Here is a 24,043-nt window from a genome sequence, read left to right as displayed (position 1 = left end):
ACCCTATAGAATAATGTGAAGGACGTGGCGAAATGTTCCGCAGCTTTGCAGGACTACGCCGCGTTCCTCCGCATTACCGCTTCCTCGCGATAAGCGATCTTATGGCGAGCTGCGCATAAGATGGACCACGCATCGGCATAGGCATCATAGACCTCGATCTGGTCGGGCGTAAGGCGATGTTCGAGGATGTCATATTCGACACCGGCGAAACTGAGCGCCCTGGCGACATAGAGGCCCTGCATCTTCAGGTCGCGTGCGATCAATTCCATTGCCGCAATCCCGCCACGACGCAAACTGTCGACGAAGGCGCGGCGATCGGCGAAGGCGGTGGTCGGACCCCACAGGCCAAGCCGGGTGGCATAAGCGAGATTGTTGACGTCCGACGCGCCGGTTGCGGACACGTAGAGGACGCGGGCGCGAGGCAGCAGATTTTGCAGGCGCACGCCGGCGATGCCTTGATCGGAGCCGTCCTTGGTGCCGAAACGGCCTTCCCCGCCGGCGACACCCGCCATTTCGTGCGCCTCGTCGAACACCATCATGCCATCGAAATCGCCACCGACCCAGTCGAGAATCTGCTGAAGACGGGTGCCCTTGTCGCCGCGGTTGGAGCGCAGCGTGGCATAGGTGAGAAATAGCACCCCCTCGGCCGCGCCGATCGGCGTGCCGAGTTTCCACTGATTGAGATGCTGGATGTCGAGCGCGAGACCGCCGACCGCGGTCCAGTCGCGACGTGCATCCTCGAGCAGCGTCTCGGTCTTGGATATCCAGATATGCTTGCGGCGCCCACGCAGCCACTGGTCGAGGATTATGGCCGCAACCTGACGGCCCTTGCCGGCGCCTGTGCCGTCGCCAAGGAAGAACCCGGTCCGATAAGGTCGGCCGTCCTGGTCGGGCGCGAGCGACAATCCTTCCTCGGCCACCTTGAACAGGCCTGAAATGTCTCGCTCGAAGGCGTCACCGGCATAGATCAGCGTTTCGAGCTGAGCGTCGGATAGCACCCGGTCTGCGACAACGCGGGTCGGCAGCTTTGGAACGTAGGAGGGCCGCGGTGCCGTAATCGAGCCCATGGCGATCGATTCCACCAGAGCGGTCGGATGCGCGGATGCACAGGGAATCGCGATGCGGCTCGGCCGGTACGGCAAGTACACACCGACCGCTTCGCCAGTTGGTACGGGTTCGGCAAAGACATCGTAACTGATATCGAGCGCGCCGAGAGACGGGGCTGCCTTCGCGATCGGGGCCGAAAGCCGGGGCCTGCTCGAAAGACTGCCGAGCAGGGATCCGTGCGCACGGGTCGGTGCAAGGCGCACCGGCGAGCATCGCGGTGTTGCCGTAAGGCTGGTGGCCGATGTGCTGATCGCCGCGAGCACCTCGGCGAGCGAGCTGCACCGGATGAGGGCGACGTCGTCCTGGGAGCCTTTTTCCAGAACGATCAGCTTCACGATCTGGCTGGTGCCATGTTTGGCGTAGGCTTTCGCGGGCAGTTCGACGTGGAGCGTGATCGCGCAACCCTCGGTCGCCTTCGTCCAGGCGCGGCTTGATGTATCCACGCGATCGGGAAGGATAGCAGCGCAGCGCCCCCCGGCACCAAGCCGCTTCAGGGCGGCGCGCAGATGACGGAACGCGGCAAGCGGGTCGGCATGCCTGCCCATGCTGCGGGAAAAGGGCGGGTTGATGAGCACGGCGGTCGGGCGGATCGACAGCGGCAGCAGATCGTGGATGAGTTCGCCATCGTGGCGACTGACCGGTGCGGTGGGAAATGCTGCCTCGAGCATAGCGGCACGCGCGGGATCGATCTCGTTGAGGACAAGCTTGGCGCCAACGCGGGCGGCGAATACCGCGAGGAGCCCGGTGCCGGCGGAGGGTTCCAGGACGGTATCCGCGGCGGTAATGCGAGCGGCGAGCGCGGCAAGATAGCCAATCGCGGCCGGTGTCGAAAATTGCTGGAGCGCGATCTGTTCTTCGCTGCGCACGGTATGCGTCGGCAGCGATGCGGTGAGCGCGGTCAGGGCCGCAAGGCACTCAGCCGGCTCTTGCGGCAGGTCAAGCGTGGCGAGGTGCAGGACCTGGCCCAGCTCCACCACATCATAGGCGTCGCGGAGTGACCAATGCCCATCGGCTGCGGTTGAACCATAGGCGGTTTCCATCGTCCGGAGCAAGCCAGGCCGGTCCAGGCCATCGCCCTGGTGCAGCACGGCATGGATCGCCTTCGCCGCGGTGATGGATGGTTCGGTAAAATCGAGTTCGAGAGCAGCAGCTGAGGTGCGCATTGTAAGCCTCCATTGCATCGCCCGGTGCCCATCACCGGATCAACAAGCCGGAGGCCTCCTCTCCTCTCTTCAGTGGAAGTGTGTGTGAACCACGGGGCGAGGAACGGCGTTGCGGGCAAGCCGATCGCGCAGAGCATCGTTCCAATCGTCATGCTCGGATGGGAGCCATTCCTCGACCCTTCGCCCGTTGGCGCTGAGGTGCTCCCCTGCCCTCTTCAGGCAGATCTTCGCCGCCGTGTTCCGCTGGCCGAACACGATGACGCGCTTCACATGCGACGGTATGCCGACATGAGCGTAGCGCTCGGCACCAAGCACGGCCCAGACCGGCAATTGGAACCAGTCGATGGCGGACAAGGCATCTTCGATCCCCTCGGCAATGCCCAGAACGTCATCCGGCTCCCCAAAGCGCACGCTGCCAGACCCGAGCAGACCCAGCGCCAGCTTGGGCTTGCGGAAGGGGCGCCGCAAAATGTCCGTGGGATCAAGGAAGGTCCGGTGGACCGCGACCAGGCCCAGCTCGTTTCTCACCGCGGCGATCATTGCGGGAAGACAGTGCCGATCCTTACCCTTCCCTATGATCGTCTGGGGGTTGAAGCGAAGGTCGGACGTTGGCGCGTAAAGGCCCCGGGCATGAAGATAGGCTTCAGCCGGTGTGCCGGCGATGGGGATGCTGTGCTGCCATAATGACCTGGCCAAGCCGCTCAGATCGCGCGCCGGAGCGCGTGGTTCGACGTGAACCGGCACCCGATCGTGCAAACCCTGACGATCCAGAGCCTTGAGGATATCGGTCGACGTGCATCCCGCGAAGCATTTGAACAGGATCGCCTTGGTGCCCAGGCGGACCGAAAGGCTGGGGGAGTGATCGTCATGGGCGGGGCAGCGGCACTCTCCGCGCGATCCAGACCAGCGTCCGCCCAGGCTCTCGACGATTTGTTTGGCGCGGACTGCTGCATCGATGGTGGCGGGCATGGGCGAAACTCCAATCGAAATCCAAGGTCGCTCCGCGCATGCCCCCTCTCCTCTTGCCGATCGGCGCTGCCTCCTGCGATTTATGCCGCCTTTGCTGCGAGCACACCGAACTCTTCGACGATCCGGTCGGTCGTGTAGTGGGTGGTGCCGTCGCGCTCGTAGGAGGTATCACGGAGCCGTCCGGCAATCCGCACGAGATCGCCAACCTGGGCCTTCTCATCGATATATTTCCGCTGGCCGTCGCTGAAAATGACGACTCGGTTCCAGTAGCTATCCTCGATCCACTGATCGCCTTCTCCGCGGCGGCGATAGTTCGCGCATACCGAGATGTTTGTGACCTTGGGCTTGGCGTCGATTTCACCGATCCGTCCGATGATCTCGAATTTGGCAAAATTGATCATGCGACCTCCTCACTGCGTCTGCCCAGCGGCGACGAGCGGTCATTCCGCTGCTGTCGGTACGCCGCGCCTTTGGTCGCAAAGTGGATCCTAGCTGCGAGCGAGACACGCATGCTATCTCGAAAGGCGATATACATGGTATCCCCCTGGATAGGGGGAAGGCACGTCACAGACCCAACTCTTGATGCTGCCCCAAGTGATACGATGCGCTTTGGAGGATTGTCAGCACAACGCCGATACTTTAGCGCCAATAAAACAATGATTTACGCTGAATTTGCTGACAGGAGGGAGCGGCGGAATCCACCTCATGCTCAGGTGTTCTGCCCTTTCCCGTTCTTACTCCTGCCGATAAATGAGACAGAATCGTCTAAGAGCCTTTTCAACCTGAACGGCTCGGAGATCATCGGTCAATCCTCAGGCCGACTCGCCCTCCGCTCAGCGTACCGTACGACGAAAGCGTCCCAGACGCGAAGCCACTCCTTTTCTGAACGCGGTCTCTTGATATCGGGAAATCCGGCGCGGAACGCATCGGCCATCGTATCGACGGACCAAGGTTTTCCCTTTGTGAGACCGATTTCTCGAAACACTGATTCGCGAGTGCCAAAGCTGAGAGACCCCGATGGGAATCCGAGCAGAGGTTCGGCGTCCTTTGCAGCGGCTACTGCGGGTTCGCGACGGCCTTTGACCGATGATCTCAGTGCCGTTTTATCAGCAGCGGCGCCGATCAGCCGTAGGTGGGGTCCCACGAGCTTGCGCTCCATCGGCGCTGGCGACGGGTGTAGAACTACTTTCCGACCCGATAGGTCAACGTTTGCATTCGGGTACACCGCCGATACGATCTGCATCGTCTCACGAACGGTTTGGCGAAAGCGTTTGCTGTCAGCCTCGTTGCCGAGATGTTTGGCGAGCTGGTCCCACGAAATCACCTGGCCCTTGTCGGACCCAATCCGCGGCAAACGATAGGCAAGATAGGTGTAAAGATCGAGTGCCGTCGGCGTGCCCTTGAGCTCCCGGATCGCGACCTCGTTCAGCGGGACCGCGTGATCGATGAGATGGCTGTAGAACGCTTCCGACATGCGGATTTCGCGCGCAAAAGAGCCATTCTTGTCGAGTGACCCGGCATATTCGTTCGAGATTTTGACGTCCCGCACCGCAAAAGCATTGCCTTCAGCTTCGGTCCCGTCCCAGCGGATCTGCCACTCGCACGCCAGCAGCCGATCGACCTGCTCCCGCATGAGGTTTGCCGTACCGCGTGGACCATATGATACGGTTTGGTAGCCCAGGCGACGCATCCATTCGGTGAAGTTTCTGCCGAGGTAAACGTCGCGCGACTGCTTCATGACGGCTTGCGACAAGAGGTAGATCAAGGCGACGCGAGGATATGCGCCATAGGGCACGCCGAGGCTACGCATGACCGACTTGCCATCAACGTTTTGGAGCACGGGCCTCGGATTGATAGCCAGCGCGTATTTGCCGTCTTCCCGAACGATCGGCTGGGTGTCGTCCTTGGGCCGCTTCGTCGGCAGCGACATTGCGCAGAGCGCGGAATGGAGGAACGCTGGTACAGGCTCCTCGTCCTGAACGCGGAGAAAGGCGTCGATGGTCAGCTGGGTGCCGGCGGAAGTCGCGAGCCTACGCACGCCTTCTTCTCCGCCGGTGAGCATGGCTAATGCGTACTGGTGCCCTAGCGGCTTGTGCTGATCCCCATTCATGGTCTGCCCTTCCCCCCGAATCTGCCGGGGGCTGTGATAGGCAGGTTTCAACAGGTTTGGTGAGGTAAATCAACCCCGTTGGCAGTTTGGGAGGGAAATGGGGCGCTAGACTTGCAAACTTACCGATGATGTCGGTGCCGTTTTGCCTTCTGTTCACCTCCTCCCTCTTCAAAATCTGAAAATCAAAGCGATTCGCGAATCGGATTTTTATAGGTTGATTCTAAGTATAGGTATGGGCTCCGAGATCATCGGTCGAGCCGCACCGACATCATCTATTTCTCGCACTGAGATCATCGGAAAGTACCGTGATCATCGGTAGTTATCCACAGGTGGGTCGCGATGCATCGTTTTTAGGCGCCGAACTACGCCGCCAGTCAGAAGCGCTCTGAGATCATCGGTCGCGGTCTCCTTTGCGTTGGCCGCTGCACTAGCGAATCGGCCAATGGCTCGGAGATCATCGGTCGATTTGCAACTTTGATGGCCAATTCGTTGATCGAAACTGCCAACGCGGCTATTGAAGCTCATCAAACCCACAGAAGCGGACCCATATGGCCACTGATGCAACCTTAGCTCAACCGGAAGACCTGATCGAGGGCGGCTTGGACGTCCTGCATCGAAAGGCGCTGACGATCCTTAAGCGGATCCGCGATAGCGCGGTCGATCCCGAGACCGGCAGCAAACGCGGCCCAACTTTTCCGATCTCGAAAGCTGCGGCGCTCGTCGGCCGCACCGCCTCGGCGATAAGAGAAGCTGAGCGCGACGGACGCTTGCCAAGCCGTGATCGCACCGCCTCCGGCCACAGGGTGCAATATACCTTGGAAGAACTCGACCATATGCGTGAGGTGTTCGGCACCCGCCCCTGGCGGGAGCCGACCGACACGCCGGCGATCATCTCGGTGTGCAACTTTAAAGGCGGTGTCGGGAAATCCACGATTGCGCTGCATCTGGCGCAGCACTTTGCGATCAATGGCTATCGGGTGCTCTTCATCGACTGCGACAGCCAAGCGTCCTCGACGATGATGTTTGGGTATCGGCCCGACGTCGATCTTGAGGAGGATGACACGCTCTACGGGCACTTCCATAACCCCGAGCTGCTCGGCGTGCGCAAGATTATCCGCAAGACACACTTCCACGGCCTCGACCTCATTCCGTCGAACTTGAGGCTTTACAATCTGGAATATGAAATCGCCGGTTACATGGCGAAGAACCAGAACATGGAAATTATCGATTTGATTGCTGAAGCGATCGATACGGTGGTCGACGACTACGACATCGTGATCATGGACCCGCCGCCCGCGCTCGGCATGGTGTCGATGGCCGTTCTGCAGGCTGCGAATTCGATGGTCATTCCGGTGCCGCCCAGCCTCGTCGATTTCGCATCGACAGTCTCCTTCATTGATATGACTCGCACGACTATGAAGCAGCTTGAGAAGCTCGCGGGGCGGGGGCGTCCCGCCTATAATTTTATTAGACTGGTGGGCAGCCGAGTGGATGAGACCAAGTCGATGCATCGGGAAATCCTGTCGATGATGCGGCAGGTTTTCGGCGGCTCGATGACGCAGTCGGTGATGGTCACCAGCGCGGAGATCGACAATGCGAGCTCGCGGATGAAGACGGTGTTTGAACTCGAAAAACCAGTGACCTCGCACGAGGTTTATAACCGGTGCATGAAGCACTTGAACGAGGTTTGCCGCGACATCGAACAAGATGTTCTGCGGACTTGGGCCAGCAGGGCAGGGGACCAAGTCTGAAGTTGCCACGTGGCAACGGTGCATCAGAGGAAGCCATCAGAGTGCCGATGTGAGCCATTGCGCAAACGTTGGTTGCCACGTGGCAACCGAGAACTAAATCAAATAAAAACAAGATATTGAGACATCAGAGATGCAACACCGCCGATCAGATATTTCCCGTTATAACGGGCCAACGTCCGGTGAGTTGCCACGTGGCAACTCCTGCATTTTGGATGGTCTGATCCCGGCGCAAATCCAAGAAGGAGCGAGCCTATGAGCAAGGGTAACAAGGGCTTCGGCGCCATGTTCACAGAGGGACTCGACGACGAGGAATCGCTCGACAAATCGGCGCCGGCCGAAGGCATCATGGCAAGCCGTAGCCAAACCCTTGCGCGCTTGGCGACCGGGAAGTCTGTGGCAGACAGGACCGAGTGGATTGATCCCGCGAAATGCCGCCCGTGGCGGATGCACAACCGCGATCTGGATCATTTGACCGAGGACAGTTGCCGCGACCTGATCGACTCGTTCCTGTCCGCCAAGAAGCAGAGGATCCCGGCGATCGTTCGCCGCCTCAAGGATGATCCCGACCACGAATATGAGATCATTGCCGGGGTCCGACGCTGGTGGACAGTGCGGTGGCTGCGCGACCATCACCATCCCGAATATGACTATCTGATCACGATTCAGAACGTCACCGATGAGGAAGCGTTTCGCGTCTCCGACGTCGAGAACCGGTCGCGCAAGGACATCTCAGATTGGGAGCGCGCAAAGGAATACAGCGTCGCGCTTGCCGAGTTTTATGACGGGTCGCAATCGCAGATGGCCGAGCATCTCAACTTGTCCAAGTCTTGGCTCAGCCGGATGCTCGACGTCGCTCGTTTGCCGGAGGAACTGGTCAAAGCATTTTCGGATACGCACGACATCACGGTCCGGGTCGCGCGGGACATCAAGCCCCTTGCCGGCGATCCCCAAGCCTTTGTCAAGATGCGTGACGAGGCCGATCGGATCGCGGAGCAGCGCTTACGCGAGGGGTTGAATCTAAGCGGGCCTGAAGTCGCGAAGCGTCTGGTCAAAGCCACGGCGGCACCCCTCCCCAAGCCCGCCGGCGAGAAAGAAGTGATGGGGAAGGGGGGTAAGGTGATCTTACGCTACACGAAGGTGAGGGGAGGGGGCCTCACGATCAAGGTGCCTGCCAAGTCCGGTGCGACTCCCGCCGAAGTGCTCAAGGCCATTGAAGGCCTTCTCTGACTCGGTTGCACGAGACCGATGGGCCTGGGCGCATGCCGCGCTTCGGGGAGATTGGCTACGTTTGCTCATCGCGTGTGTCATCGCCGACGTCCGAAACTACACCGAGGCGGGCGAGCATGGCGTCGAGCTCAGCCATCTCGGCATCAAAGCGGGACAGTGACGGATCGAGCGCCTCGCTCACTTTGGGAGGCTCCACAGGTCGACCAACGGGCCGACGCGCGAAGCCGAATGCTACTGCAAGGTCTGTGACGAGATAAGTCCTCCAGGCCTGCCGTCCGCTGATTTCCACCAGCAACCCGACATCGGCGGCGCGTGCCAGAAGTTTCCCGGCTCCCGATATGCTCAACTCGAGCTGCTGAGCCACAACCCGCGGACTCGTAACCGGTCGAAGCTGCAAGAGCGCGAGAAGTGGGAGAAGCTTGCCAGGGCGAAGGATGTTGCCCGCTACGGCCGCGGCGCGAAGGCGATGTTCCTCCATGGCATCCAGCCGTTGGAGGCCCGTTGCGGCGGCACCAGCAATCTGGCGAAGAAAGCGCGCGACGATGGCCTCACTGTCCCGCGGCGTCAGTCGAAGCGCTTTGTCAGCGATGGCGAGGCAGGGGAGGGGGGTGGCCGTTACCTCCATCGAATGAAGTAGCCGGGGCAAGTTCAGCCAACTTGTGATTGAGCGGTCCGCGCGAGCATGGCGACCGAGCATCTCGAGCGCACGCAGGAGGGCAGGGCGGTTGCGCCAATCGTCCGGCGTGGCTGTCGAATAGGCCACGTCATCTCGCCAGTGGTGAATGGAGCGATCCCTCAGATCGGCCTGCCACCGCGTCAGGTCCCCAGCGTCTTCTGACATGGACGGCGGACTGATCCGACCAGGGATAGAGACACCGCATTCGCGAGCGAAAATGTCAATTTCTTCGATTTCGGCGCTTTGACCCCGAAGGGACGCCGCATAGCCTGCCCAGGCCGAGCGTTGGCGCCATGCATTCGCGACAGGGCTGACGGCAACACGGGCGTCAAGGCGGGCAATCGACGCAGAAGCGCGTTCGATCCGCTGGGCCAACTTTGCCGTCCAAATGGGCGTTGAAAGGTCCGGAAGAGGTCGCACTGGGCTACTATATATCCTGAAGTGCATACTTCAGTCTAGCATGAGCATGGGTTTAACATCCTAGTATGTGATAATTGCAGTTATCGTGTAAGCGGAATTGACGCCTTTCTATAAGCTAGGTACAGCAATTGTCGGTTTCGGAATATGGCCGGACTCGTGGGCCTTCCACGTCGCAGCCCGTCGGAGTGTCAGAATAACCCCGGACTCTTTTCAGAATAATCCGGACTCCGCCGCGCGCGCTCAAAACCCGCAACAAGAAGGGTCGTCACAGGCTCTGGTTAAACACGCGCGAGCGACGATCCGATCCTTGCTATTCGGCTCTCAAGATCAGCGATCCGGGCGTTACGTCGCCTTCCGCGTTGAGCGACGACAACGCGGTCGACAAAAGCAGGTGACCAGCGTTTCATCGCTTCGATATTTTGTTGGAGCGCGTCTTCGTCCACCGAGGCGACAAACGTCTCAATTGCCGGCGGCTTATGCTCGCCAAACAGAACTCTCCCAGTCTCGATGCGAGGGTCGAGAATGCCTTTGACCGCGGAGAGCATAGAGCGACGCATGGCTATGCTGGCGATCGCCATCGGGTGCAACTTGTCACTCGAGTGAAATTCGGGCGGATCCGATCCGGGGGTCATGGCCGGACAGACGTAGCTGTTCAGGGGGATGTCGGTCCGTGCCCAGGAACGATGATGGCCGACGAGCAACTGCCAGATGTCGCGCACTTCGTTGAGCAGTTGGTCGGCCGAAGTGAAGTTGAAACGGTGTTGGTCTGGTGTCCTGCCACGAAGGGCGGTCGCCACTGCAACCTCCAACTCGATGACGTGATCCCAGCAATTCACGGCGTTTTGATCGGCGACAAGTGTCTCGGGAGCCGCCCTCTCAAGCGGGCGCCAGCAGCCCCGGCAGATCATGCGCAACGGGCCGCTCGCAGCAGCTGAGAGCCTCCAGCGAAAGCAGCCGCACGCAGCACATCGGTCCTGGAGCGGCCATTTGTGTTTGTGGCAAAAGCCGGATACCGCCAGTACCCAGTGCCGGCGCAGATAGGCTGGCTGGCCAGCGGCATAATCTTCGGCCAGACACCGCGTACACCAGCTCACGTGCAGTCTTGGAATGGGGCGAAGGGTCTCATGCTCAGTCTGGAATGGCGGCGCGTCCCACGCGAGGAAATCAAGCGGTATGCCCGGATGGCGGCGGCCGATGGTGATCTCTGCGAGGCTGGAGGGAGGTACGCCGAACTCTAGTGACACCGCTTTCAACCAGGCAGCTGGCGGGTGAATGTCCGGGAGACGCCAGCGGCCCCTGCGATCGAGAACGACCTCCGGGTCCTGAAAAACTCGACCGCGGACACGGCAGTTCTGTCGGGCAAGCCAAGAAGTCAGCAGCTCATCGGGAAATGGCGCCGGAGGCGGGATCACGCGACGCGCCGACGCAAAGTCCGGTTGGTATTGGCGATCACCTGCATCGATACTAGGGGAAGCAACAGCGCCTCGTCATCGAAGCTGCTCGCGTCGATCATCTCCCGCTTGTTACGGATCGCGGCGATGGCGAGGGCTTCCATAAGGCGGAAAATCCGACCCGTTACGCCCTGGCTCAGGTTGAGGACGCGTTGACGCACGTCATTTGCATCGAGCTGCGAGGGCAGGCGCAGCGGAAGCAGTCCGGAAAAGCTGGCCATGAGCTGTCGGAACGCCTGATCGTTGCGCCACGGGACCAGTTCGAATGCAGCAAAACGATCAGCAAGGTTAGGATCGGTCAAGACCGCAATCCGCGCGTCTTCGGTACCGGCGCATACGATTGGTATCTTCAAATCGTTTGTCAGGAAGCGGATCGTATTGAGGAAGATGCGCTGCTGCCGCGGCGACCCGGCCAGCATCTTGTCGATCTCGTCGAGCACGAGAACCCTCACGCCGAGTTCAGCGAGCATTCGACGCGAAAGCGAGCGGAGCGATCGCAGGGACATATGCTCGAACTCTGTGAGGTTCATCGCCAACAGCAGCTCGGTGTAGAACTCCTCCTCGCTTGGCTGCGGAGGCATCTGAACGACCACCACCGGCATTGTCGTGAGCCCGGCGCGCTGGTCGTACGACGAGGCGTGCAGCTCAGCGAACCTATTCACGATCTCGCTCTTGCCCATGCCGGTGGTACCGAACAGCAGGAGGCACGGCATCCGGCCGCGTTGGGGATAGGTCAGCACATCCTCCAGCCGTCTGAGCGCTTCTCCGGCTTGCGGAAGCGCCATCCAGCGGTCTCGCCGCAGCCAGTCGATCCGTTCATCGTCCGGCATCGATGCCGTATCCCGGTAAGCGGGAAACAGGTGATCGTAGAGGTCGGTCATGTTCGCTCCTCGATCGTGAAGGGCACGACAGGTTCGGTATCACAGGGCGGTGCCGCGTCCATTGGCGTTGGCAATGAGAGCATCTCTGAGTGTGGCGGGTCTTGCCCCAGGGCGTAGGATATTCGCTGTGTCGATCTGCGCGCGGATTTAGTCCGGTCGATGGCCTCGACGATTATCCGCCGCTGTTCGCGCACCATTTCGAACAAGGAGTTTTCATCGACTGCAAGGCGTCCGCGTTCGCGCAATGCCTTCACGGCAAGGTCATGCTCAAATTTGGTGATTGGAGGACGGCGCCGATCGCGTAGGGGCACCGTGAGATGCTCGCCATCTGGCAGCTCGACGTAGACGCTCGAAAGATTGAGCGGGCTGTATTTGATCGGGAGCTTTCTGTCGCAGTTCGCGGCGAGGGGCGCCAAAGCGCCGTGCCAGTAGAAAGCGTGGAACAGCTCGACACCTTCCCGCCGAATGCGGCGCATCTCGAAGGGCAGAAAATCGAGAAGGAAACGGTCCGCGTCAGCCGGCAGCCGCAGCGGCACCGCGCGTGTAGTATTGGCATCGTTCCACGCCGTCAGCGGTGGAACGCCCAGTTCGCGATGAACTGAACCATGATAGATTCCGACCTGAAGCGTGAACCAGAGCTCAAATTCCTTAAGGGTCATGCACGACTGACCCTCTGCGTCGTAATCGCCTTTTGCCTTCACGTTGGAGAAGGTCGTGCCCGGGAGCAGATGCACTTCGCCAATCATCGTGCCGATCAGGCGCTCAATGTGACCCCCATAGTGGGGTGTGGCGATGGGACGATATTTCAGTTCGATCCCATGCTGCTGGCATCCACGCGCGAGTGCATGGGAATGAAACTCCCGAGCGTTGTCGAGATGGAGGGCATCGGGAATACCATAGACGGGGTATTCGAGCCTGATCTCCCGCTCTTCAAGCCAAGCTGTCTTTCCGAGGACTGCATGGCGAATGGCCATGCCCACCGACGTAGCCGAGGGGCTCTCGAGCGAGATGTAGAAACCAGGGATGACGCGGGTTGCAAGATCGATCTGCAGGGTGAGAGTTGGCCTGCAGAGCGGCCTCCGAAAATGCTCGTCGACTATGATGATATCGGCGGGAGTGTGATCCATCTGGACCACCTGCAAGGCGTGGTCGGCGAAGTATGATCCCACCACAGGCCGGTGACGATCGCTGGCGGCTTTGCGACCGTCGCGTGCCTTCACCAGTCGGTTTCGTTCTACGAGAGCGACGCGTGCTGCGATCGTCCCACGGGCGGGCGGTTTGAGGCTGCCTTCGTGGCATACTTCTTTGACCCTCCGGACCAGTTGAGCCATCGTCGGCTTCGGGCGGGTCAGGTAGAAGCTTTCGATCGTCGTATCGATGATCTGATCCAGTTGTGGATCCAGGCGGGATCCGCCTTTCGGAAAGCCGCGTCCTTGATCCAGAAGCGAGGTTGTGACGGGATCCTTTCGGTATCGTGCGACAAGTTCGAAGACCCTCGTCCTGCTCAGGCTGAGTTCGGCGCAGGCGCACAGGAGGGCAGAACGGGTGAGGGTTGGCATCGCGACGAGCGCACGAATTACCGGCTCGCGATCGCAAGCGATGCGCCATGCGCCGGTATCGGCGCGCGTCAGGGTAGTGCCTGTATCGGCCATCACCTTACCCACGAAAGCGCTGGAGACTCGCTCAGCGCAGTCCACGGTTATTCTATCAAAAAATGCTTCAGACCGCGAGAGTCCGCTGTTATTTAGAAATATGAATGACCGAAATGCGCCATTTTCCAGTCCGGTCTTATTCTGAAACCGACAATCAGCATGGAGGGCAGCCATTCAGACGGGCAGAAAAGCCCTGCAGCCGGTGAGTTTGATGCTACGGGCGATGTGAGCGTCGTCTTGACGCCGGCGCCGATGCCCGAGCTTGCGTGGACTGCGACCCAGATGCGCGCAGAGGGGCGCATCGTGATCAAAGCCGATCTGATCGCCGCCTATCAGGCGGCCAGCTCGCCCCATTCGATCCGGGCGCTGAAATCGGACCTCGAGGCGTTCGACCTTTGGTGTCGGCGCATGAAGCGGGTTGCGTTGCCGGCCACGCCCGAGATCGTCGCCGACTATCTCGACGCGCGGGCAGGGCAGGGGGCCAAGCCCGCCTCGCTTGGCCGCTACAAGGCCTCGATCGCCAAGATCCATCAGCTGCTCGATCTCAAGGATCCCACCCAAGCTGATCTCGTGAAGCTGCGGCTACGGGCGATCCGGCGCGAGAAGGGCACCACACAGGCTCAGGCGCGTCCGTTGCGCTTCAAGGGACCCGTGCGAGACGTGGAGCGCGACAGTCCTCGCGGGCTGAATGTGCGAGCATTGCTGGAGGCGTGCGCGGACGATCTGCCAGGCCTGCGGGACCGAGCGCTGTTGTCGGTGGCCTACGACACGGGGCTCCGTGCATCGGAGCTCGTCGCGATCAGGGTCGAGGACATTTTCGAGGCGCTTGATCCCGAGGCGCGCCTCCTCGCCATTGCGCGGAGCAAAGGCGATCAGGAAGGCGAGGGGGCCACAGCCTATTTGTCGCCCCGCTCTGTGCGGGCTGTCACGGCGTGGAGAGAGGCCGCTGGGATAGACTCGGGGCCGTTGTTCAGGCGGGTGCAGGTACGGCGCTACAAGGCGCGGGCAGCCGTGAAGGGTCGTTCGATCGACAGCATCTCGGGCCGTGAGACTTGGGATCTGCGCAAGACGCTGTCCAAGCCCGCTGTAAAGGCGCGGGTCGAGTATGACATCGGCACCGCAGCGCTCCATCCGGGATCGATCGGGCCGATCTGGCGAGCCATCATTCAGCGCGCGTTTGATCGCGGCGCTCTGGGCGACCTGACTGCTGATGATCTGGCCCGACTGCTCAAAGGGATCAGCGCGCATTCGACACGGGTAGGGCTGAATCAGGACCTGTTCGTCGCGGGCGAAGATCTGGCTGGGATCATGGACGCGCTGCGTTGGAAAAGTCCGCGCATGCCGCTCGCCTACAATCGCAACCTGGCTGCTGAAGCTGGGGCCGTAGGTCGTCTCGCACGCAAGCTGGAATGACTAGACTTGGGACATTACTGCCGATCAGAGGGAAGATGTCGAACGGCAGGCTATATTGATAGCCGACGTACCCGCCTTGCCTGCCGGGGTTGCAAAGGAGCGCAGGCCCGGGAGGCTACGCCTTAACCGTTCGGCGGCCCGATCAGGTATTGAGCGTCCGTCACCTTCTCCATCCAGGTCACATTTTTCCCGTCGAGCGCCTCCTGGACAGCGACGTGGGTCATGCCCTGTGTGGGCGTTGCACCATGCCAGTGCTTCTTATCGGCAGGGCAAAGCAAGATGTCTCCCGCCTGAAATTCGACGATCGGCTCACCTTCGACCTGCGTCCAGCCCACGCCCTCGGTCACAATCAGGGTTTGGCCGAGCGGGTGCGAGTGCCACGCGGTTCGGGCGCCCGGTTTGAACTCGACGATCGCGCCGGTGATGCGAGACGGTTGGGCAGCATGCCCTCATCGCGGCAATAGCACGTCTTGCTTGGCTGCGCACGCCAGCGCTGCCTCTGCGCTTGACGCGCTCAACGAACGAGTGGGTGTCTACGAAAAGACCCGCCCGCGGTGAAGCGGACAGGTCGAGGCGCGGCGTCGTGGTTCCCAAGACGCCGTCGGGTCGCGCGATCACGATAGTGCGTTGCAGTGCTCTGAGCCAGCACAACGAGATGCTGGATTTTCGCGCTTAAGGTTCGCGCATTCTGGACCTCGCCACCTCTCCTTGCAATTCCGCGCATTTCTGATAGATGCATTTGGAATACATGATTGGAGCGGTGAGTCGTGGACGGTGTCACCAAAATATTGGAAAGTGACCTCGCCGATCTGGTTGAGGCCTTTTACGGGCGGGTCAGAACCGACCCCGAGCTCGGGCCAGTTTTCAATGACGCGGTCGACGACTGGCCTGAGCATCTCCACAAACTGGCCAACTTCTGGTCTTCCGTCATGCTCTCGACGGGTCGGTACAAAGGCCAGCCCGTTCCGGCTCATATGAAGCATAAGGCACGCATAACCCCAGCGCTTTTCGAGCGTTGGTTGGCGCTTTGGGCAGCGACTACTGGTGAACTGATGCCTCCCGAGGCGGCAGCGGCCTTGCAAGCCAAGGCTGAACGCATTGCTGATAGCCTTCAGCTGGCAATGTTTTTCCGATTGGATGAAACGCAATCCGCAAGCGGGCAACGGGTCGGAAGAAGGGTTCCGCGCGCGAGAAATGAATCCGCTCATGGCTGAAATTCAACCCTATCGTTCGACCCCGATCTTTGATCAGGATTCCCTGCCGGCAGCGTTGCGTGGGCGTCACGATACAAAGGCAGGCGTCTGGGGTGTTATCCGGGTTTTCGAGGGAGAGCTGAAGCTCACCTACCTCGATCCCCCCTCAGAAGTCATGCTGAGGCCCGATCGCCCCGGATTGATCCTCCCGCAACAACCGCACTTCGTGACGCCGGTCGGCGACATGAAAATGCGGGTGGATTTCTACGATCAGCCTCCACTCGTCTGATCCTGTTGCCTTGCAGTTTGCCTCAAAGGAGAATTTGATGTCGCAGCCCCTTAGTGAACAGACTATCGCGCTTGTAAAAGCCACGGTGCCGGCGCTTGAGGCGCATGGGCTCGAAATTGTGCATGAGATGTATTCGCGGATGTTCCAGAATCCGGACATTCGCGATCTTTTCAATCAATCGCACCATGGCGACGCCGGCTCGCAGCCGCGGGCGCTTACCGGCGCCATCCTCGCTTATGCCAGCAACATTGAAAATCTTGGTGCGCTCGCGCCGGCCGTTGAGCGCATCGCGCAAAAGCATGTCGGTCTCCAGATATTGCCGGAGCACTATCCGCACGTTGCCGAAGCACTGCTCGGCGCGATCAAGGCGGTGCTGGGCGATGCGGCGACCGATGAAATCCTGGGGGCGTGGGGGGAAGCCTACTGGTTTCTCGCCAATATCCTGATCGCTCGGGAACAGCGTGTCTACACCGAACAGAAGGACGCGAACGGCGGCTGGAACGGTTGGCGCGATTTCCGGGTCGAGGACGTGGTGCGCGAAAGCAGCGTCATCAACTCCTTTGTCCTTCGCCCCGTCGACGGCGGACCCGTCATGCGCCACAAGCCGGGTCAATATCTCACCTTCTGGCTCGAAATTCCCGGGCATCCGCCGGTCAAGCGCAACTACTCGATTTCGGCCGCCGCCAACGGCGAAACCTATCGCATTTCGGTTAAGCGAGAGCCGCAAGGGCTCGCTTCGGGCTGGTTGCACGACGAGGCGAAACCGGGGACGATCCTGAAGGTGGCCGCACCCGCTGGCGAATTCGTCCTCGCCGATCATGTCGAGCGGCCGGTCGTACTGCTGTCGGGCGGCGTAGGCCTGACGCCGATGGTGGCGATGCTCGAAGCGCTGGTGCAGAACGGCGCTGGAGTTCCGGTTCACTACATCCACGGAACCCATGACCGCGACACCCATGCGATGCGCGACCATGTCCGCGCCGTGGCGAGCCAGGGCCAATCGATCGCGATCACCGATTTTCACCAGACGCCGCTTGTGGACGAAACGGAGGGCAGCGACTACGACGTGGCCGGCATAATTACCGATGAATGGCTGGTGGCCAACACTCCGGTTGGAGAAGCCGATTTCTACATTTGCGGCCCACGACCTTTCCTGCGTCACGCGGTCTCGACGCTGTCGCTCGCGGGTGTGCCGTCGGACAGGATTCACTATGAGTTCTTCGGCCCGGCTGACGAGCTGCTCGCGGCCTGAGGGAGCGGAGGCATGGACGACATCATCCTGGCCCGGACCATTCACGTCCTGGCGGTCCTCGTCTGGATCGGCGGCGTTGCGTTCGTGACGCTTGTGGTGATGCCGTCCGTCCGCGCCGCCAATCCTCCCGCGGAGCGATTGGCGGCCTTTCATCGACTGGAGGGGCGCTTTGCGGCGCAGGCGCGCATCTGGGTGCTAATGGCGGGACTTAGCGGCTTCTGGATGGTCTATCGCGCGCAGATGTGGGACCGCTTTTTCGATCTTCGGTTCTGGTGGATGCATGCGATGGTAGGGCTATGGGCCGTGTTCGCCGCGATGCTTTTCGTGGTTGAGCCGCTGTTTCTCCACCGCCGCATGATGACATCGGTCGAGCCCGCCGCAGACTTTGCCCGAATGGAGATCCTTCACCGAATATTGCTGGGTATCGCGATCGTCACGGTTCTTGGCGCAGTGGCAGGCAGCCACGGGTTCTAGCCTTCCGCTTTTCGTATGGTTCTGAAATTCAGCGCTTGTCTTCCCAAAGACGGGATCAGACAATCCGGGCGATAGCTGGGAACTTCCGTCTGACCCGCGTGTTGCTGGTTCAGCGCTAGCTGTGTGCCCGTTGGGAGGAACCCGCTGCTGCGCTGTCAGCCCGTGGCGATGACCGATGAGGGGGGAATTAGATCGGCCATGATACTGACCTTGACCCAGACCGAGCGTCAGATCGCGCTCGCTATATCCGTTGTCGTTAGCATGTGTGGCCTCGTTCTGGCCGCGGCAGGCACTCAGGATACGATGGAAATTCACGGCTGGATGATCCTGGCTTTTGGGGCTGCTTGCGCCATCGCCGTCATCCGAGACATCTGGGGACCGGAACCGCCAAGATCCCGTCTTCAAAGCTACTATGACGAACCCATCAAGGCCGGGATCATCGCCAGCATGGCCTGGGCGGTGGTGGCGATGTTCGTGGGGGTCTGGGTTGCGGCGCTGCTGGCATTCCCTGACCTGACTTTCGACGGTGCCTGGGCAAGCTTCGGCCGTCTGCGACCGGTGCACACCAGCGGCGTGATCTTCGGTTTTGGCGGCAACGCGCTCATCGCCACTTCGCTGCACGTCGTACAGCGGACCTCGCGCGCGCGGCTTCCAGATCAGCTTTCGGCCTGGTTCGTGCTGGTGGGCTATAACCTGTTCTGCATCCTCGCGGCGAGCGGCTATCTGCTCGGAGTTACGCAGTCGAAGGAATATGCCGAGGCTGAGTGGTATGCCGACATATGGCTGGTGATCGTTTGGGTGACCTACTTCATCCTCTACATCCGGACACTCGCGCGCCGCAAGGAACCGCACATTTATGTGGCCAACTGGTACTTCATGGCCTTCATCCTCGTCGTCGCGATTCTCCATATCATCAACAATCTCGCGATCCCGGTCTCACTGGGTCATGCGAAAAGCTACACCATCTGGTCGGGCGTCCAGGACGCGATGGTGCAATGGTGGTATGGTCATAACGCCGTCGCCTTCTTCCTGACGGCGGGCTTCCTGGGGATGCTCTACTATTATCTTCCGATCCGCGCCCAGCGGCCGATATTCTCCTATCGCCTTTCGATCCTGAGCTTCTGGGGCATCACCTTCTTCTACATGTGGGCGGGCTCCCACCACCTTCATTATACCGCACTGCCGCACTGGGTTCAGACGCTGGGCATGACCTTCTCGGTGATGCTACTCGTGCCCTCATGGGCTTCGGCCGGCAACGCCCTGCTCACGTTGAACGGCGCCTGGCACCGCGTGCGCGATGATGCGACGCTTCGCTTCATGATGGTCGCGGCGGTTTTTTATGGCATCTCGACTTTTGAAGGCTCGTTCCTCGCCATCCGGCCGGTCAATTCGCTTTCGCATTACACCGACTGGACGGTCGGCCATGTTCACGCCGGCGCGCTCGGCTGGGTGGCGCTCATCACGTTCGGCTCGCTCTACACGCTGGTGCCGTCCTTGTGGAAGCGCGAAGCGATGTATTCGCCCGCCCTGGTCGAATGGCACTTCTGGCTCTCGCTGGCGGGTACGCTGGTCTACATCTTTGCGATGTGGAACTCGGGCATCATCCAGGGCCTGATGTGGCGGACCTATACCGAGGAGGGCACGCTCGCCTATTCGTTCCTGGATTCGCTCAGGGCCATGTACCCCTATTACATCGCGCGGACGATCGGCGGCCTTCTGTTCCTGATCGGCGCGGTGATCGGTGCCTACAACATGTGGAGGACCATTCGCGCGGCGTCGTCTCACGCGCCGATCGAGGGTGATGTCCCGCTGCAGGTCGCGACGGCGACGGGGAGGGCCTGAGCCGTGGCGGAACTGTTCCATCGCAAGCTCGAACGCTCGGCCATAGGCTTCGTGCTCGCCATCATCGCGGCTGCCAGTGTCGGCGGCCTCGTCGAGATCGCCCCGCTTTTCACGATCGACGAGACGGTTGAGGAGGCGCCCGACATGCGGCTCTACACGCCGCTCGAACTGGCGGGTCGAAACATCTATGTGCGCGAAGGGTGCTATGCCTGTCACAGCCAGATGATCCGGACTCTGCAGGACGAGGTTGAGCGCTATGGTCCCTATTCGCTTGCGGTCGAATCCAAATATGATCATCCGATGCTCTGGGGCTCGAAGCGCACTGGGCCCGACCTCGCCCGCGTTGGTGGCAAATATTCCGATTTCTGGCACGTCGCCCATCTGACCAATCCGCGCGATGTGGTGCCCGTTTCCAATATGCCGGCCTATCCCTGGCTGGCGCGGACGCCCTTGCGGCTCGCCGATATGCCTTTGCACCTCAAGGCGCTGCGGGCCGCAGGGGTGCCCTACACCGATGCCATGATCGAGAACGCGAGCGTGGATGCCTTCGACCAGGCGACGCCGGAAAGCTCGACCTCGTCCGGCATCACCGAGCGCTATGGCGAAGAGACGCAGGTTCGCGTGTTCGACAATGTAGCGACTGAGGTCACCGAGATGGACGCGCTGGTCGCCTATCTTCAGGTTCTCGGCCGGCTGACCGACGTGCCGTACCAGAATACGGCCGCGCCGCAGAGGCCGCCAGAGCCGGTGAAATAACATGAGGAGGCAGGCATGGACATAAGCCACGAGGCTCTTGTTGCATTCTCGAAAAGCTGGGGGCTGTTCTACCTCATCGGCCTGATGATCGGTGTCCTCATTTATACGTTTCGGCCGTCCAACCGTGGCAAGTTCAAGCGAGCCAAACAAAGCGTTCTCGATCAGGACGACAAGCCATGGACGTAGAACGCGATCCCGTCAGCGGTCATAAAACGACCGGCCATGTCTGGAACGGCATCAAGGAACTCGATACGCCGGTCCCCAAGGGCGTGCTGATTTTCCTGATCGTCACCCATCTCTTCGCTTTCGCCTGGTGGATTCTCATGCCCACCTGGCCCTTGGGCGACACCTACACCAAGGGCATTCTCAACACCGACCAGCGCACCTCGGTCGAAAAGCACCTGGTCGATTCGCAAGCGGGACGGGCCGACTGGATGAAGCGGATCGAGAGCGAAAGCCTTGAGCAGATCGCGGCCGACCCCCGGCTCATGACCATCGTGCGCAGTACCGGCCACCGGTTGTTCGGCGATAACTGCGCCGCCTGCCACGGCGTCAATGCCAAGGGGGGGTACGGCTATCCCGATCTGACCGATGACGATTGGATCTGGGGCGGCGATCTCGAGACGATCGCGCAGACCATGCGCGTCGGGGTCAATGTAGAACATCCGCAGGGGCGCGTGTCGCAGATGCCCTCGTTCGGACGCGACGGCATACTCGATGCAGATCAGGTCACCCTGGCGGCCAACTACGTCTATTCCTTGTCCCATCCCAAGTTCGTCACCCATGCCAAACGGGCGTCGATTGTATCGGGGCGCGAGGTGTTCCTGGCCAATTGCGCGATTTGCCATGGAGAGGATGCGCGCGGGAAGCGCGATGTCGGCGCGCCCAATCTGACAGACGCGCGCTGGATCTATGGAGGAGACATCGATCAGATCGTGGAGACCGTCCATGGCGGACGCCAGGGGCACATGCCGACGTGGGACGAGCGGCTTACGAACACGGATATCAAGATATTGGCGCTCTATGTTCATTCCCTGAGCGCGCCTCAGCGATGACAGCCATGCGATCCCGATCCCGGTGGCTGGTCTGGACGCTGGTGGCGGCGGGCCTTTTGCTGTTCGTTCTTGCGAACGCGCATTTTCTGTATGTCGCCTTTCGCTCGCAGCCCGAATGCGTGGGACATTTGAAGGAACGCGCGAGCGGTGACGGCCAGTATCGCGCAGCGAAATCGGCGTGCTGAAAGGTAGCGGGACATGAGCGATAAAGACGCCTCTTATGGCTTGCTGAGCCAGACCTCGAGCATCGAGGAGACCCGGAACGCGCGGTTCCAGCGCCACCTTCCCGCTTCCATCGGTTTCCAATGGCTCAAGGCCGGATGGCAGGATCTTTTCCATCGGCCGATGCCGAGCCTAGCTTATGGTCTGGGCATCTTCCTTCTGTCTCTCGCCGCCGTCGCGATTCTCGCGCTGTATGGCCGTGACTATATTCTTTTTCCCGCGCTTGCCGGTTTCATGATCATTGCCCCGCTGCTTGCCATCGGGCTCTATGAAAAGAGCCGCAGCCGAGAAGCGGGACGCGATACGTCACTACGCGCAATGCTCCTGGTGAAGCCGGCGGCGGGTCCGCAGGTGTTTTTCACCGGAGTCCTGCTCAGCCTTCTCATGCTGCTGTGGATGCGATCCGCCGTGCTCATCTATGCGTTGTTCTTCGGCGTCCGCCCCTTTCCCGGCTTGCCTCATATAACCGTCTTCCTGCTGACCGAACCGGTGGGATGGATCATTCTCGGGGTCGGCACGGTGGTGGGCGGCCTGTTCGCCTCATTCGCTTTTGCGATCAGTGTTTTCTCCATTCCGATGCTCCTCGATCGCAAGGTCGATGCGCTCACGGCGATGGGAACGAGCATGGCGCTGGTCTGGAACAACCTCGCGCCGATGATCGTCTGGGGGGCCATCGTCCTTGCGCTCTTCACCCTTTGCGCGGCGACGTGTTTGATCGGCCTCATCATCATATTCCCGTGGCTCGGACATGCCACCTGGCATGCCTATCGCGCGGTCTCAGACACGCAGGCCTAGGCATGGCCAGCCACCCCGTGCCCGCCATCCAGGCGCCGACATCATCGACTGGGCAATCGGTCGATGAACTCATTCTCGCCAGCCAGACGTTGGATGACGGTACGATGAGGACGCAACTGTCGGTCCCGACCGCGCATTGCGGCGGATGCATGGCGAAGATCGAGCGCATCCTCGGCGACCTCGAAGGCGTGGTAGCGGCTCGGGTCAACCTATCGACGCGGCGTGTGACCATCACTTGGCGGCAAGCGCAAACCGCGAGTGCACCGCCTTTGCTGGCAACGCTGAACGAGGCGGGCTTCGAGGCAAATCTTCTCAGCCAACCGGACGATCGCACCGACCCCGAAAAGCGTCGGCTGATCGTCGCGACAGCGGTCGCCGGCTTCGCGGCGATGAACATCATGCTGCTTTCGGTGTCGGTCTGGTCAGGCGCCGAGCCCGGTACACGGCAACTGTTTCATCTCATCTCGGCGCTGCTCGCGCTTCCCGCGGTGTTCTTTTCGGGGCGCATCTTCTTCTTGTCGGCGTGGTCGGCTTTGCGCGCGGGACGCACCAATATGGACGTGCCCATCTCGATCGGCATCGTCCTGACGCTGGGTCTCAGCATCTACGACACCCTGCACTTCGGACGCCATGCCTATTTCGACGCGGTCGTGACGCTCATCTTCTTTCTGCTCGTTGGGCGAACGCTCGACCATGCCATGCGCGACAAGGCGCGCTCGGCCGTGCTCGGGTTGGCGCGAATGACGCCTGCGGGAGCGAATGTGATTGGCGCCGATGGATCGCGCGCATTTAGGCCTCTCGAGGATGTCGCGGTGGGCGACATCATCCTCATCGCGCCAGGCGAGCGTATTCCGCTGGATGGTCTGGTCCTCGCGGGCGAGGGCGATCTTGACACTGCCGCGGTCACGGGCGAGGCGATGCCGGCGTCGGTCCGGCCGGGAAGCGCGCTCGTTTCGGGCATGCTGAATCTCAATGGTTCGCTCAAGGTGCGTGTGACCAACAGCCACGCGCGGTCCTTTCTATCCGAAATGGTGCGAATGATGGAAGCGGCCGAGCAGGGCAGAGCCCGCTATCGCCGCCTCGCTGACCGTGTCGCGGCCTATTACTCGCCAATTATCCATTCACTGGCCTTGGCCGTGTTTGCCGGATGGTTCCTTGACACAGGCGATTGGCATCGGGCGCTGACTATTGCTATTTCGGTGCTCATCGTGACCTGTCCCTGCGCGCTTGGTCTCGCCATACCCATGGTTGTCAACGCCGGTCGGATTCCAGGCCAGCGTGGCGGAGTAAAAGCAGGCCATTGCTGATGCTGGACAACGATATGAAGAGGGCCCCGATCGGGGCCCTC

General features: G+C 60.8%; 21 protein-coding genes and 1 pseudogene. 13 read left to right on the top strand and 9 right to left on the bottom strand.

Going from position 1 to position 24,043, the window contains the following annotated elements; all coding sequences use genetic code 11:
* Nucleotides 1-53 precede the first annotated feature (53 nt).
* From ASE22_RS07285 to ASE22_RS07270, 4 genes are all read right to left on the bottom strand, one after another.
* Nucleotides 54-2,270 carry a strawberry notch-like NTP hydrolase domain-containing protein gene (locus ASE22_RS07285; protein ID WP_056356813.1) on the bottom strand — a complete coding sequence of 739 codons (2,217 nt, stop codon included), beginning with the start codon at nt 2,268-2,270 and terminating at the stop codon, nt 54-56.
* A 69-nt stretch (nt 2,271-2,339) separates the two neighbouring features.
* Nucleotides 2,340-3,239 (bottom strand): DUF7146 domain-containing protein, encoded by a 900-nt coding sequence (locus tag ASE22_RS07280; RefSeq protein WP_056356810.1) that lies wholly within the window; start codon nt 3,237-3,239, stop codon nt 2,340-2,342.
* Nucleotides 3,240-3,319: 80 nt separating this feature from the next.
* Nucleotides 3,320-3,640, bottom strand: a complete 321-nt coding sequence (locus tag ASE22_RS07275) for a single-stranded DNA-binding protein (protein ID WP_021243468.1) — start codon at nt 3,638-3,640, stop codon at nt 3,320-3,322.
* Nucleotides 3,641-4,044: 404 nt separating this feature from the next.
* Nucleotides 4,045-5,349, bottom strand: a complete 1,305-nt coding sequence (locus ASE22_RS07270) for a replication protein RepA (RefSeq protein WP_056356805.1) — start codon at nt 5,347-5,349, stop codon at nt 4,045-4,047.
* Nucleotides 5,350-5,897: 548 nt separating this feature from the next.
* On the opposite strand from ASE22_RS07270, the gene ASE22_RS07265 reads away from it, so the two are divergent.
* Nucleotides 5,898-7,100, top strand: a complete 1,203-nt coding sequence (locus tag ASE22_RS07265; RefSeq protein WP_056356802.1) for an AAA family ATPase — start codon at nt 5,898-5,900, stop codon at nt 7,098-7,100.
* A 252-nt stretch (nt 7,101-7,352) separates the two neighbouring features.
* Entirely contained in the window at nt 7,353-8,327 is a 975-nt protein-coding gene (locus ASE22_RS07260; protein WP_056356799.1) for a ParB/RepB/Spo0J family partition protein, read from the top strand.
* Nucleotides 8,328-8,382: 55 nt separating this feature from the next.
* Here ASE22_RS07260 and ASE22_RS07255 read toward each other — a convergent pair whose 3' ends face one another.
* From ASE22_RS07255 to ASE22_RS07240, 4 genes are all read right to left on the bottom strand, one after another.
* Complete coding sequence (locus ASE22_RS07255) at nt 8,383-9,378, bottom strand: hypothetical protein (protein ID WP_235536266.1); 996 nt, start codon at nt 9,376-9,378, stop codon at nt 8,383-8,385.
* Between the two features lie 323 nt (nt 9,379-9,701).
* Nucleotides 9,702-10,835, bottom strand: a complete 1,134-nt coding sequence (locus ASE22_RS26145; protein ID WP_162248209.1) for a TniQ family protein — start codon at nt 10,833-10,835, stop codon at nt 9,702-9,704.
* A complete protein-coding gene (locus ASE22_RS07245) occupies nt 10,832-11,755 on the bottom strand; it encodes a TniB family NTP-binding protein (protein WP_056356791.1) in 924 nt (307 codons plus the stop codon). Before ASE22_RS07245 ends, ASE22_RS26145 begins: the two co-directional genes overlap by 4 nt.
* On the bottom strand, nt 11,752-13,407 hold the full coding sequence (locus ASE22_RS07240) for a Mu transposase C-terminal domain-containing protein (RefSeq protein WP_056356788.1): 1,656 nt from the start codon (nt 13,405-13,407) through the stop codon (nt 11,752-11,754). The genes ASE22_RS07245 and ASE22_RS07240 overlap by 4 nt, the downstream gene beginning before the upstream one ends.
* A gap of 252 nt (nt 13,408-13,659) precedes the next feature.
* Here ASE22_RS07240 and ASE22_RS07235 point away from each other — a divergent pair, with 252 nt between their 5' ends.
* Nucleotides 13,660-14,820 (top strand): tyrosine-type recombinase/integrase, encoded by a 1,161-nt coding sequence (locus tag ASE22_RS07235; RefSeq protein WP_156397216.1) that lies wholly within the window; start codon nt 13,660-13,662, stop codon nt 14,818-14,820.
* 122 nt (nt 14,821-14,942) lie between these two features.
* On the opposite strand, the pseudogene ASE22_RS07230 reads toward ASE22_RS07235, so the two are convergent.
* A pseudogene (locus ASE22_RS07230) lies at nt 14,943-15,248 on the bottom strand ((R)-mandelonitrile lyase); the annotation flags it as partial.
* A gap of 339 nt (nt 15,249-15,587) precedes the next feature.
* Here ASE22_RS07230 and ASE22_RS26140 point away from each other — a divergent pair.
* The 10 genes from ASE22_RS26140 (at nt 15,588) to ASE22_RS07180 (ending at nt 24,002) form a co-directional block, all read left to right on the top strand.
* Nucleotides 15,588-16,034 (top strand): group III truncated hemoglobin, encoded by a 447-nt coding sequence (locus ASE22_RS26140; protein WP_082545410.1) that lies wholly within the window; start codon nt 15,588-15,590, stop codon nt 16,032-16,034.
* Complete coding sequence (locus ASE22_RS07225) at nt 16,027-16,302, top strand: DUF1971 domain-containing protein (protein ID WP_021223773.1); 276 nt, start codon at nt 16,027-16,029, stop codon at nt 16,300-16,302. Before ASE22_RS26140 ends, ASE22_RS07225 begins: the two co-directional genes overlap by 8 nt.
* A gap of 37 nt (nt 16,303-16,339) precedes the next feature.
* Nucleotides 16,340-17,551: an NO-inducible flavohemoprotein gene (hmpA, locus tag ASE22_RS07220; RefSeq protein WP_056356781.1), complete on the top strand. Its 1,212-nt coding sequence runs from the start codon at nt 16,340-16,342 to the stop codon at nt 17,549-17,551.
* Nucleotides 17,552-17,563: 12 nt separating this feature from the next.
* Nucleotides 17,564-18,025: a hypothetical protein gene (locus ASE22_RS07215; RefSeq protein WP_056356779.1), complete on the top strand. Its 462-nt coding sequence runs from the start codon at nt 17,564-17,566 to the stop codon at nt 18,023-18,025.
* A 198-nt stretch (nt 18,026-18,223) separates the two neighbouring features.
* On the top strand, nt 18,224-19,867 hold the full coding sequence (gene ccoN / locus ASE22_RS07210; RefSeq protein WP_056356777.1) for a cytochrome-c oxidase, cbb3-type subunit I: 1,644 nt from the start codon (nt 18,224-18,226) through the stop codon (nt 19,865-19,867).
* 3 nt (nt 19,868-19,870) lie between these two features.
* Nucleotides 19,871-20,623, top strand: coding sequence for a cytochrome-c oxidase, cbb3-type subunit II (gene ccoO / locus ASE22_RS07205; protein WP_021223769.1), 753 nt, complete (start codon nt 19,871-19,873; stop codon nt 20,621-20,623).
* A 15-nt stretch (nt 20,624-20,638) separates the two neighbouring features.
* Nucleotides 20,639-20,809 carry a cbb3-type cytochrome c oxidase subunit 3 gene (locus tag ASE22_RS07200; RefSeq protein WP_021223768.1) on the top strand — a complete coding sequence of 57 codons (171 nt, stop codon included), beginning with the start codon at nt 20,639-20,641 and terminating at the stop codon, nt 20,807-20,809.
* Nucleotides 20,800-21,678: a cytochrome-c oxidase, cbb3-type subunit III gene (ccoP, locus tag ASE22_RS07195; protein WP_021223767.1), complete on the top strand. Its 879-nt coding sequence runs from the start codon at nt 20,800-20,802 to the stop codon at nt 21,676-21,678. The genes ASE22_RS07200 and ccoP overlap by 10 nt, the downstream gene beginning before the upstream one ends.
* 198 nt (nt 21,679-21,876) lie before the next feature.
* Complete coding sequence (locus ASE22_RS07185) at nt 21,877-22,695, top strand: DUF2189 domain-containing protein (protein WP_056356776.1); 819 nt, start codon at nt 21,877-21,879, stop codon at nt 22,693-22,695.
* A gap of 2 nt (nt 22,696-22,697) precedes the next feature.
* Nucleotides 22,698-24,002 carry a heavy metal translocating P-type ATPase gene (locus ASE22_RS07180; RefSeq protein WP_235538147.1) on the top strand — a complete coding sequence of 435 codons (1,305 nt, stop codon included), beginning with the start codon at nt 22,698-22,700 and terminating at the stop codon, nt 24,000-24,002.
* The last annotated feature ends 41 nt before the right edge of the window (nt 24,003-24,043 follow it).

Origin of the sequence: Sphingomonas sp. Root720, assembly GCF_001428605.1 — a bacterium.
Taxonomy (GTDB): domain Bacteria; phylum Pseudomonadota; class Alphaproteobacteria; order Sphingomonadales; family Sphingomonadaceae; genus Rhizorhabdus.
The sequence above is the reverse complement of the archived record's forward strand: the minus strand, read 5'-3'. Positions and strand labels throughout refer to the sequence as shown.

What these genes read in the sequence shown, in the direction of transcription:
- ASE22_RS07285 (WP_056356813.1), bottom strand. Translation starts at nt 2,270, where the DNA reads ATGCGCACCTCAGCTGCTGCTCTCGAACTCGATTTTACCGAACCATCC.
- ASE22_RS07280 (WP_056356810.1), bottom strand. Translation starts at nt 3,239, where the DNA reads ATGCCCGCCACCATCGATGCAGCAGTCCGCGCCAAACAAATCGTCGAG.
- ASE22_RS07275 (WP_021243468.1), bottom strand. Translation starts at nt 3,640, where the DNA reads ATGATCAATTTTGCCAAATTCGAGATCATCGGACGGATCGGTGAAATC.
- ASE22_RS07270 (WP_056356805.1), bottom strand. Translation starts at nt 5,349, where the DNA reads ATGAATGGGGATCAGCACAAGCCGCTAGGGCACCAGTACGCATTAGCC.
- ASE22_RS07265 (WP_056356802.1), top strand. Translation starts at nt 5,898, where the DNA reads ATGGCCACTGATGCAACCTTAGCTCAACCGGAAGACCTGATCGAGGGC.
- ASE22_RS07260 (WP_056356799.1), top strand. Translation starts at nt 7,353, where the DNA reads ATGAGCAAGGGTAACAAGGGCTTCGGCGCCATGTTCACAGAGGGACTC.
- ASE22_RS07245 (WP_056356791.1), bottom strand. Translation starts at nt 11,755, where the DNA reads ATGACCGACCTCTACGATCACCTGTTTCCCGCTTACCGGGATACGGCA.
- ASE22_RS07240 (WP_056356788.1), bottom strand. Translation starts at nt 13,407, where the DNA reads ATGGCCGATACAGGCACTACCCTGACGCGCGCCGATACCGGCGCATGG.
- ASE22_RS07235 (WP_156397216.1), top strand. Translation starts at nt 13,660, where the DNA reads ATGCCCGAGCTTGCGTGGACTGCGACCCAGATGCGCGCAGAGGGGCGC.
- ASE22_RS07225 (WP_021223773.1), top strand. Translation starts at nt 16,027, where the DNA reads ATGGCTGAAATTCAACCCTATCGTTCGACCCCGATCTTTGATCAGGAT.
- hmpA (WP_056356781.1), top strand. Translation starts at nt 16,340, where the DNA reads ATGTCGCAGCCCCTTAGTGAACAGACTATCGCGCTTGTAAAAGCCACG.
- ASE22_RS07215 (WP_056356779.1), top strand. Translation starts at nt 17,564, where the DNA reads ATGGACGACATCATCCTGGCCCGGACCATTCACGTCCTGGCGGTCCTC.
- ccoN (WP_056356777.1), top strand. Translation starts at nt 18,224, where the DNA reads ATGATACTGACCTTGACCCAGACCGAGCGTCAGATCGCGCTCGCTATA.
- ASE22_RS07200 (WP_021223768.1), top strand. Translation starts at nt 20,639, where the DNA reads ATGGACATAAGCCACGAGGCTCTTGTTGCATTCTCGAAAAGCTGGGGG.
- ccoP (WP_021223767.1), top strand. Translation starts at nt 20,800, where the DNA reads ATGGACGTAGAACGCGATCCCGTCAGCGGTCATAAAACGACCGGCCAT.
- ASE22_RS07185 (WP_056356776.1), top strand. Translation starts at nt 21,877, where the DNA reads ATGAGCGATAAAGACGCCTCTTATGGCTTGCTGAGCCAGACCTCGAGC.
- ASE22_RS07180 (WP_235538147.1), top strand. Translation starts at nt 22,698, where the DNA reads ATGGCCAGCCACCCCGTGCCCGCCATCCAGGCGCCGACATCATCGACT.